The organism is Desulfobacterales bacterium, from assembly GCA_021647905.1.
Lineage (GTDB): Bacteria > Desulfobacterota > Desulfobulbia > Desulfobulbales > BM004 > JAKITW01.
This window is the reverse complement of sequence record JAKITW010000089.1, coordinates 1-10,120: the sequence shown is the minus strand read 5'-3', so window position 1 is coordinate 10,120 and position 10,120 is coordinate 1. Positions and strand designations below refer to the sequence as shown.

Sequence of the window (10,120 nt, the reverse complement as noted above, 5' to 3'; positions counted from 1 at the left end):
GGCCCTTTCGCCCAATCTCGGCGTCATGCTCAAAAAATAATCCTCGTAATATCATTTATATGACTCCGGTTATTTTTTTCGCGATCCTTGATCTTGAACGAAATTGCTCATTTCTGGACGGACACTAACGACGATGCCATCGACCTTATGATTCACCCAGTTCCCGTGAGCGTTGGGTCGCTTCCGCCACGGCGTTCATGATGATTCCATTGAACCCGGCCGTGGCCAGGACATGCAGGCCGGCAATGGTCGTTCCGCCGGGCGAGGTGACCATGGCCCGCAGTTGGGCCGGATGTTCCTTGCTGGTCAGGGCGAGTTTCACCGAGCCGAGGATGGTCTGCAGCACCAGTTTCTCGGCAACATCACGGCCCAGGCCCTCCCTGACCCCGGCATCGGTCAGGGCCTCGATGAATGAAAACACATAGGCCGGGCCGCTGCCGCTCAATCCGGTTATTGCGTCCATCTGGTTCTCGGCAACCACCACGGTGGAGCCGATGGCATTGAAGATCGCCACCGCGGTATCCTGGTCCGCGGCCGTGGCCCTGGGGCCGAGGCTCAGGGCCGAGGCCGCCTCCAGCACCAGGGCCGGGGTATTGGGCATCACCCGGACCAGCCGGCAGCCGCGGTCGCCCAGCAACCCTTCGAGAAAGTCCAGGGTGATCCCGGCGGCAATGGAGATGATCAGGTGACTGTCGTTTACCTGGTCCCGGCAGTTGAGCAGCACCTCCCGCATCATCTGGGGTTTGACCGCCAGCAGCACGATCCCGCACTGGGACCAGACCGGGCCGCTGTCCCGGTGTACGGCAATCCCGTGGGTGGCGGTCAGTAACTTGCGGCGGGACTGGTCCGGTTCCGCCACCACCACCCGGTCCGCTCCGGCCAGACCGGCGTCAACGATCCCCTTGACCAGGGCCTCGCCCATCTTGCCGCCGCCAATGAATCCGATCTTTGTATCCAGCTGCATAATGTTATTTACTCCTTTACGGTTCTGAAAGAGGGGCTGATTTTGATATCCGTGTGCATCCTTGTAAATTGAATAAACCAACCGTCCTCAAAGTCTTTACAGCTTTTATCTGATAAACCAAAAAAAACCAACCTGTTTCCCGGGTTCAGGGAGCGGTGAGCCGGTTGGCCAGAAACTGGTCAAAGTTCTCTTCCATCCGTATTGATATCGCCAGACCGTAGATGGGCAGGGGGGCCGGACCCAGGGATTTCAGCTTGACCAGGTCCTTTTCAGTGGTGATCAGACCGCGGGCGCCCTGGTCCGCGGCCCTGGTCATCAGCCGGGCAAGATCGGATCTGCCATAGGAATGGTGGTCCGGAAAGGCGGTAAAATCCGTGATCCGGAAACCCGCGTCGGCCAGGAGGCGGCAAAAGGGTTCCGGGTCGGCGATGCCGCAGAAGCCGAACAGGGGTATCTGCCGGACCCGGTCCAGGGACGGGGCCGGGTCCCTGGTCCGGCTGGTGATCCGCTCGGGTTGATAGGAGCTGAAAAAAACCGGCTGTCGGGGAAATCGCTCGCTTAATCTTGTTCTGAATACCTGGGCCGCGTCCCGGGTATGGTCGGTTATGCCGGTTATCACAAAGGCATCGGCCCGCTCAAGGGCCCTGGGCGGTTCCCGCAAGGGGCCGCCGGGCAGCACCCGGCCGGGCCGCAGAAAAGCGGGGTCGAGCAGGGAGCGGCTGCTGAACAGCACCAGGTCGAGATCCCGCTCCAGGGCAAGATGCTGGAAGCCGTCGTCCAGCACCAGGGTATCCAGTGGATAGTGCCGGAGCAGGTGGCGGCCCACCCGGACGCGGTTTCTGCCGGTGGCCACCACCACCTTGGCCAATGATTCGGCCAGCAGGCGCGGTTCGTCGCCGCAGAGTTCGGCCGGCAGGTGGATTCCCCCCTGGTCCGCAACGATATTGACCGGTTTTCTGCTCTTGCCGCCATAGCCCCGGCTGATTATTGCCGGCCGCCGGCCGGCCTTGCGCAGAAAACGGGCGAGATAGATGACCATCGGGGTCTTGCCGGTGCCGCCCATGCTCAGGTTGCCGACGCTGATCACCAGGACCGGCAGCCGGTGCCGCCTGAATATTTTTTTACTGTAGAGCCAGGCCCGCAGTCGCATGATCGCCCCGTATATCGGCGCCAGGGGGCGGCCCAGCGTAAAAAGACGGTCAAGCTTTTTTGTATCGGGCGCCTGGCTCACCGTTTCGATTCTCCCTGGTCTTCCGCAACCAGCAACTCCTTGATCAGCTGGAGATGGCGTTCGCTCACCCCCTGTTGTTCGGCAACCATGGCCGCGGCGTTCGCCCCGGCCCGCTTGCGAGCCCTGGGATCGGCCAGCCATTGCTCGACCTGGTAGAAGAGCGCATTACCGTCCCTGCATATCCGGCCGCCGCCGCACTGGACCAGGTCGCGGGCGATTTCCTGGAAATCCTCCATGTGGGGCCCGAAAAGCACCGGCCGGCCATGGGCCGCCGGTTCAAGCGGGTTGTGTCCGCCGGCCGCAACCAGGCTGCCGCCGACAAAGGCGAGGTCGCAGGATCGGTAAAGGGAGGCCAGTTCGCCGATGGTGTCGAGGATCAGTACGGTTGCCCCGTCAATGTCAGCCGCATCCCCGGTCCGGCATCTGGCGGTGAGCCCCTGGCGCTTGGCCGCGGCCAGCACCTCCGGGGTTCGTTCTATATGGCGCGGGGCAATGATCAGCAAGAGCGCGGGGAACCGGCGGCCCAGGCGGCTGAACACCTGGAAGATGATCTCCTCCTCCCCCGCATGGGTGCTGCCGGCCAGCCATATTGTTTTTTTTTCGTCAATGTCCAGGGCCGCCCGGTTGAGTGCATCATTGGTGCCGCGGCCCGGCAATACCGCATCATATTTGAGGTTGCCCAGCGTTTTGATCCGCTCCGCCGGGATCCCCAGTCCGCGCATCCGCTCGGCATCGATCGCGGTCTGCATGGAGAGAAAGCGGAAACAGGAAAAGAGCGGGGCGAAAAAAAATCGGAAACGCTGGTAGCGATCATGGGACCGGGTCGATATCCGGCCGTTTACCAGCAGGGCCGGGATTTTTTTTCGTTTGAGGGTGTGCATGAAGTTGGGCCAGAAGTCGGTCTCCACCAGGATGAACAGATCCGGATCGACCTGGGTGAGAAACCGGTTGGTGGTGATAAAAAAATCCAGGGGAAAGTGGATGAACAGGTCAACCTCCCGGGACAGACTCTGGGCCGCCAGCTTCATCCCGGTCAAGGTGGTGGCGGAAAAGATCAGGGCCGCTCCGGGATAGGCGGCCCGGATGGAGCGGACCAGCGATTGGGCCGAGCTGACCTCGCCCACGGACAGGGCATGGACCCAGATCCGCGGCCTGTCCGGCCCAAGTCTTTTCAGCCGATGGTCAAGTCCGAATCCCAACCGGACAGGCACCAGACTCCGGTACTTGCCCGAGGTGATTATTTTGACGAAAACAAACGGAAAGAATAGAATCAGGGCCAGGATCTGGAAGAAATTGTATAGAAGAACCATGGCGTGTATTTCGGAATGGCAGCGATTGCGGCCGGGTTGGCAATCTTCAGCGCCAGGGCGCACGGGACAAGGATTCCGTAAAAGTAAAAATCAGTATTCGGGATGGCTAAGCAAAAATCGTCAGATACAAGGCGCGCAAATTTCGAGGAATGAGGCGTACTCAGGTACGCCGCAGTGACGAGACAATTTAGCGCAACGCGGTAGCTGGCGTTTTTTTTGCGACGCCATTGAAATATTAGAACCCACCTGACCCACCGGATCAATGGATTTTTCCGATGAACTGTATTCTCATAAGCCCTGAGGAGCTTGATCCGGCCGGCCGGGTGATTCTCCACGATCGCCGGCTGGACCATATTGTAAAAGTTATCAAGGCCGGGCCCGGCGACATCCTCCGGATGGGAATCATTAACAGTGACCTCGGCCAGGGCCGGATCGAGGAGCTGGACAGTCACCGGGTGGTACTTTTTTTTACCCCCCTCTCTCCGCCCCCGGCCCGGCCCTTGATCGATCTGATCATTGCCCTGCCGCGGCCGATCATGTTGAAGAGGATCCTGGCCCAGGCCGCTTCCCTGGGCGTGGGCCGGATTTTTCTGATCAACTCCAACCGGGTGGAAAAGAGTTTTTTCCAGGCATCGCTTTTGAAAAACGAAAATTATCGTTCATATCTGATCGACGGGCTGGAGCAGGCCGTGGATACCAGGCTGCCCGGGGTCTCCATCCATCCCCGGTTCCGGCCCTTTGTCGAGGATTTTCTGCCCGGGCTGCTTTCCGGGTACAGCCACTGTCTGCTGGCCCATCCCCAAGGGCCGACCACCCTGGCCGGCCTGGTCCGGCCGCTGGATAGCGGCCGGGTCCTGCTGGCCCTGGGTCCGGAGGGCGGCTGGGTGAATTTTGAGGTCAGCCGGTTCCGGGGCTGCGGCTTCAAGCCATTCACCCTGGGCCCCCGGATCCTCCGGCTGGAGACCGCGGTGGTTGCGCTCATCGCGCAACTGACCCTGCTCAGAGAGATGGACGGTTCAACCCTGCCGGCCCGCCGGCCGTGGTTGAGCCACCGGGCGAAGATGTGACGCCGGAGATCGGCTGGATTCAACGGATGATTACTTGGTGGGATCGTTTGAGTATGCTATATATCTATAAATTTTTTTGTAATTGCTGACCCGCGGCATTGGCGTGCCGGAAAACGGAGGAACGAACCATGATCAGTGAGGAACTGCTTGCCAGCCTTGCCTGTCCCAAATGCAAGGGCCGGGTTACCTTGACCGACAAAAAAGACGGCCTGGTCTGCGGGACCTGCAAGCTGCTCTATCCTGTTAAGGACGATATTCCGATCATGTTGATCGACGAGGCGGTGCGGCTTGATGATGCGTCGGAATAGGATCAGGGGAGGGGAGAGTTGATCGATTTCAGCGTGTTGCTTGACCAGTACCAGGTCTTCAGTGAGAACATCCTGCTCAAGCGGGTGGTGGTGGTGGCGGTCTACGCGGCCCTGGCCAAGGCGGCCGACCTGCTCATCGACCGGGTGTTCCGCCAGTTGGCCGCCCGGACCGAACTGACCTTTGACGACGATCTGATCGCCATTCTCCATGCCCCGATCTGCAGCACGGTTTTTCTGCTCGGCGTGCTCCATGCCCTGGTACTCCAACCGCTGCAACCGCCCTGGCAGCTTGTTCTGCCCCGGGTCGTCCAGAGTTCGATTCTTCTCTTCTGGCTGGTGGCGACGTTCCGTTTCCTGAACACCGCGGCGGAGAGGAGCCTGGCCCTGGCCCTTACCCGGGGCAAGGTGGGCAAGGACCTGTTTCAACTGCTGAAGAACGTGGCCCGGGTGGTGGTGATCATTGCCGGGCTGCTCTGGCTGCTGGCCATCTGGGACGTGGATCTTACCCCGCTCTTTGCCTCGGCCGGTATTGCCGGTATTGCGGTGGCCCTGGCGGCCAAGGACACCCTGGCCAATTTTTTCGGCGGTATCAGCCTGTTCATGGACAATACCTTCAAGGTGGGCGACTATATCATCCTTGACAGCGGGGAGCGGGGCGAGGTGGTGGAACTCGGCATCCGTTCCACCCGGGTCAAGACCCGGGATGACGTCCTGATCACGGTGCCCAACTCGATCCTGGCCAATTCGAAGATCATCAATGAAAGCGCGCCGATCCCCCGGTTCCGGATCCGGGTGCCGGTGGGGGTGGCCTATGGCAGCGATCTCAACCGGGTGGAGCAGGTGCTGCTCGACGTGGTCCGCGCCAATCCCAACGTCTCGCCGGAGCCCGCGCCCCGGGTGCGGGTCCGCACCTTTGCCGACTCCTCGGTGAATTTCGAACTGCTCTGCTGGGTCGATGATCCGAGCCTGAAGGGGCTTGAGACCCACAACCTGCTCAAGGCCGCCTACCAGGCCTTTGACGAGCGGAACATCGTCATACCCTTCCCGCAGCGGGACATCCATATCATCGGTTCCGGCAACCAACTGGAATAAGATCCCCTGTCCCATTGCCCGCCGCTGTCGCTCTTGACAAGGCATCAGCCGGACTTATAGTAATTCAAAAGCCCCCGTCCCAGAGCCGTTCAGGCCCCAGGCCGGGGGTTTGTGGTCCGTAAGCGTTCACCAGCACCCCGTCTTCGCACGATCAGGCCGGCTCACATAGGCATACTATGGATTCGCCGGCCTGCTTGCACGAATCCTTGGCACTGGTAAACGCTTACAGGCCGGTGGTTTCCGTAAATCTGTAGCCCCCTGGTGAACGGTTACTGTGGTTCAGAGGTTTTTGGCAAAATGAATTTTGTTAAGACATTCATGTTGATGGCGGCCCTGACCGGTCTGTTGATGCTGGCCGGTCAGGCCCTTGGCGGCGGCAGCGGCCTGGCGTTTGCCCTGGTCATGGCCCTGGGGATGAACTTTTTTGCCTACTGGTACAGCGATAAGATGGCCCTGGCCATGAGCAAGGCACAACAGGTATCCCCGGCCCAGGCCCCGGAGCTGCACCAGTTGGTGGCCGGCCTGGCCCAGCGGGCCGGGTTGCCCAAGCCCCGGGTCTATATCATCCCCAACGAGACCCCCAACGCCTTTGCCACCGGCCGCAACCCCGAACACTCGGCCGTGGCGGTGACCGAGGGGCTGTTGCGCATCCTGAGCCGGGAGGAACTGGAAGGGGTGCTGGCCCACGAACTGGGCCATATCAAGAACCGGGATATCCTGGTCAGCTCCATTGCCGCGGTGATGGCCGGCGCGATCAGTTACCTGGCCACCATGGCCCAGTGGTCCATGATCTTCGGCATAGGCGGGAGCGACGACGATGAGGGCGGCGGTCTGCTGGGCATGCTGGTGATGATGATTGTCGGCCCCATTGCCGCGGCCTTGATCCAGATGGCCATCTCCCGCAGCCGCGAGTACCAGGCCGATGCCGCCGCCGCCCGGATCAGCGGCCGGCCCGAGGCCCTGGCCAGCGCCCTGCGGCAACTGGAGAGCTATAACCGGCAGCGGCCGATGAAGGTCAATCCGGCCACGGCCCAGATGTATATCGTTAACCCGCTGTCCGCCTCGACCATGGCCAACCTGTTCAGCACCCACCCCCCGATCCGGGAGCGGATCAAGCGGTTGACCGTATGATTGTTTTTGATCTAATCTGTACCTGCGGTTTCACCTTTGAAGGGTGGTTCGAGGACCGCCGGGATTTTGAGTCGCAGCAGACCGCGGCCCTGCTGGTCTGCCCCCAGTGCGGCAGCCAGAAAGTACGCAAGATCCTCTCGCCGGTGAGCAGTCTCCGGTCCGGGCCCCGGCCGGCAGTCCAACCGCCGGCGGAGGACAGATCCGAGCCATCGGAGGGGGAAAAGGCCAAGGGTGCCCGTCTCCTGCGTGCGGTACAGGATTTCGTCAAAAACAATTTCGAGGATGTGGGCCCGCGCCTGGCCACGGAGGCGCTCAAGATTCATTACGGCGTGGAGAAACCCCGCAACATTCGGGGGGTGACCACGGCCGAGGAAGAGAAGACCCTGGAAAAGGAGGGGATCAATTTATTGAAGGTGCCAATGCCGGCCGGGGATGACGGCTCGATGAATTGAATGTGGACGGAGGACAGAGGACCCGCCTTCGCCATCCTCCTTCGCCTGAAGGCTGCGGCGGACAAGAGGCTACGGCGTGGCAAGCAGAAGACGGAAGACAGAGGACTGAGGACAGAGGACAGAGGACGGAGGACAGAAGACTGAGGATGAAAAAAACCGTGGACAATGAAAAAAACATGGAGCGATGATCGTGATCTAACCACTCACAGGGTGGCGCGACCACCTGTCGAGCACACTCCTTTCCCTGCAAGCGCTTACCGGACAGGAGGCAACCCGGAGTCCGGCGGGGGCTTACCCTGTGAGTGGTTGTGTGCAGGCTACCCAGAACTTGGCGTTGGTTGAGATGTGTTGTCTTGCAAACTCACCGTATCCAGAAACCGATGCCAACCGTTTTCAGGATACGGGGTCCGCAATCTGTGATGACAATGATATCTTTGACGGTCGCCTTTTCATGGTGCTGGAGATCACTGTCATAAATCACCCCCCTCGCATATCGGTATTGTACGATACTTCAAATATTTGCTCGACTGGATCCTTTACGCCGGGACCACTCGATGCTGTACCAGGCCTCCACGGGGTCAAGCGATATCGGCAAGACCTGGCATTATTCAAGATGATCGGTCTTGAAGCAACCATTTCCAGGCAGGAATGGCCCGGATGGCGATCCCGGCGACGGAAAAATCTTCTTCCTGGTTGTAGGTGATGATCAGGTTCTCTTTTATGCCGAAATAGCCGGCGGTTTTTGCCAGTGCCTCAAGCTCACGTTGAATGGTGGCCTCCCGGCTGATGTCCATGCAGACCTGCACGGCTATACCAGGGTTGCCATGACTGTCCACCCCGACAAAATCCACCTCCAGCCGTTTCCTTTTGGTCAGATAGTACTGCACTCTGTGCCATTGCCGGCAAAGGGCCAGGTAGACCATATTTTCCAAGGCCCTTGAATAGGAACCGTTCCATATCTGACTGTTTTTATTGGCCAGGGCCCAATCTATGGCATATAACTTTTTATAATTTCTTTCCTGTTCTTTTAAAGAATCAGAATAAATCGGGATGGTGAACAGGAGCCACGAATCTTTTGCCCAGGCCAGGTAATTCCGCACCGCTTCCCTGCTCGTGTTGAGCCCGCAACCCTTGAGATAGCGATAAGCGCTCTGCAGGGTATAAGGCTTACTGATATTGGAAAGGAGATATCTGTATAAACGGATGCAATGTTGCGGTTTACCGACATTATAGCGCTGGATGATGTCCTTGAGGAGCATCGTATCGAAGTATTCCCGCAGGATTCCTTCCCTGAGATAGGCGTCTAAGGCCGTAAGGGCCGGATAAGCGCCCCATTTCAGGTATTCATCAAAAAGGCGCCTGATTTCGGCCAGCCCCTTGGTGGAACCGATCTTGTGGTTGAAATTGTGGAATTGCAGATACTCGGAGAAACTGAGCGGGAAAACAGTGGTGGATATGGCTTTGCCTCGCAGTTCCGTGGCAATATCATGTTTGAGCATTTTGGAAGATGACCCGGAAACAATGACCTTCCAGTTGGGATTGCGGGAGAGATCAATGACATACTCTTCCCATCCCTGAATCTTGTGGATCTCGTCCAGCAGAAACAATAAGGGGGTCTGGGGGACGATTTCCGGATTCAGTTTCAGGAAAGTATTTTGGATCAGAAGGAGATCCGCGGCTTTCATGCTTGACAGGATCGGATTGTCAAAATCCAGGTAGCAAACGTGGTTGATCGATGCTACTTTCTGCTGAGCAATCAACTCGGCCGCTGCCTGCAATATCCTGAAACTCTTGCCGGCCCGGCGTGCACCGATAACGGTTGACACCATATTGTCAACCATAAACAGCCTGTCTTGTCTGGGGATATACCGGGGAAAACCAAGCTCGATAAAATCTTCTATTTTTCTTTCTATTTCTCGTTCGAACATGGACTTCCCTTTGCAAGAAGTAATCATTGGGGCTAAAACTTATACCTAAATCGTAAGTTACCGACCAAAAGATAGCCGCAAAACGCATTCCTGTCAAGGCCGGCGCCTACCGGATACGCGCTGGTCACTACACCTTACTGATGGAGAATATGCTCCGTGCGAAAATATCGCGCAAAAGGTGCTGTGACAATGATCAGGGAGCCCGCAGCGGTGACTGGTGGTCCGCTCCGCTCCATTTCATAGTGAGTGGCATAATTTCTTTTCAGCGGTTCTGCTCTTTACCCGAGCCCGAAACTAACTGGATATTCCTGGTGTCGCTGATTGGGAATCAGCTTCCTGCTCTACCCCCGGCCGTCCCCCGGCTTCCGTAAAACAAGTTGCTTTTATATGAAAGTCGCGCCGGGCGAAGCTTGTTGTCCGGAGGTAAGGTTTCGGTAAACCCCGTACGTTTAACATTGGACCGGGAAAGGGGTTTTCTTATACCGAACGGTGTAGCGGACCCTGAGCCGCAGCCGTGACGGCAAAAGCGGAATTTGAAACAACTTCGGCATGATATGCTTATGGCTTCCGAATCGCCGTTGCGGCGAAGCGAGTTCCTGCTTGATAGCCTGTTTATGAACAGCCGGCCCTTCTCAAT

General features: G+C 58.4%; 9 protein-coding genes. 5 read left to right on the top strand and 4 right to left on the bottom strand.

Going from position 1 to position 10,120, the window contains the following annotated elements; genetic code table 11:
* Positions 1-145 precede the first annotated feature (145 nt).
* The 3 genes from proC to L3J03_11315 all read right to left on the bottom strand — a co-directional run bounded on the left by proC (position 146) and on the right by L3J03_11315 (position 3,568).
* Positions 146-964 carry a pyrroline-5-carboxylate reductase gene (gene proC / locus L3J03_11325; protein ID MCF6291569.1) on the bottom strand — a complete coding sequence of 273 codons (819 nt, stop codon included), beginning with the start codon at positions 962-964 and terminating at the stop codon, positions 146-148.
* Between the two features lie 145 nt (positions 965-1,109).
* Positions 1,110-2,195, bottom strand: coding sequence for a tetraacyldisaccharide 4'-kinase (gene lpxK, locus L3J03_11320; GenBank protein MCF6291568.1), 1,086 nt, complete (start codon positions 2,193-2,195; stop codon positions 1,110-1,112).
* Positions 2,192-3,568 carry a 3-deoxy-D-manno-octulosonic acid transferase gene (locus L3J03_11315; GenBank protein ID MCF6291567.1) on the bottom strand — a complete coding sequence of 459 codons (1,377 nt, stop codon included), beginning with the start codon at positions 3,566-3,568 and terminating at the stop codon, positions 2,192-2,194. The genes lpxK and L3J03_11315 overlap by 4 nt, the downstream gene beginning before the upstream one ends.
* 212 nt (positions 3,569-3,780) lie before the next feature.
* Between L3J03_11315 and L3J03_11310 the strand changes: the two genes are divergently transcribed.
* From L3J03_11310 to L3J03_11290, 5 genes are all read left to right on the top strand, one after another.
* A complete protein-coding gene (locus tag L3J03_11310) occupies positions 3,781-4,572 on the top strand; it encodes a 16S rRNA (uracil(1498)-N(3))-methyltransferase (GenBank protein MCF6291566.1) in 792 nt (263 codons plus the stop codon).
* A 128-nt stretch (positions 4,573-4,700) separates the two neighbouring features.
* Positions 4,701-4,880: a Trm112 family protein gene (locus L3J03_11305; protein MCF6291565.1), complete on the top strand. Its 180-nt coding sequence runs from the start codon at positions 4,701-4,703 to the stop codon at positions 4,878-4,880.
* An 18-nt stretch (positions 4,881-4,898) separates the two neighbouring features.
* Positions 4,899-5,972: a mechanosensitive ion channel family protein gene (locus L3J03_11300; GenBank protein ID MCF6291564.1), complete on the top strand. Its 1,074-nt coding sequence runs from the start codon at positions 4,899-4,901 to the stop codon at positions 5,970-5,972.
* Positions 5,973-6,269: 297 nt separating this feature from the next.
* Positions 6,270-7,103, top strand: coding sequence for a zinc metalloprotease HtpX (gene htpX, locus L3J03_11295; protein MCF6291563.1), 834 nt, complete (start codon positions 6,270-6,272; stop codon positions 7,101-7,103).
* Positions 7,100-7,555 carry a DUF1178 family protein gene (locus tag L3J03_11290; GenBank protein MCF6291562.1) on the top strand — a complete coding sequence of 152 codons (456 nt, stop codon included), beginning with the start codon at positions 7,100-7,102 and terminating at the stop codon, positions 7,553-7,555. The genes htpX and L3J03_11290 overlap by 4 nt, the downstream gene beginning before the upstream one ends.
* A gap of 608 nt (positions 7,556-8,163) precedes the next feature.
* On the opposite strand, the gene L3J03_11285 is transcribed toward L3J03_11290, so the two are convergent.
* A complete protein-coding gene (locus L3J03_11285; protein ID MCF6291561.1) occupies positions 8,164-9,483 on the bottom strand; it encodes an ATP-binding protein in 1,320 nt (439 codons plus the stop codon).
* Positions 9,484-10,120 lie beyond the last annotated feature (637 nt).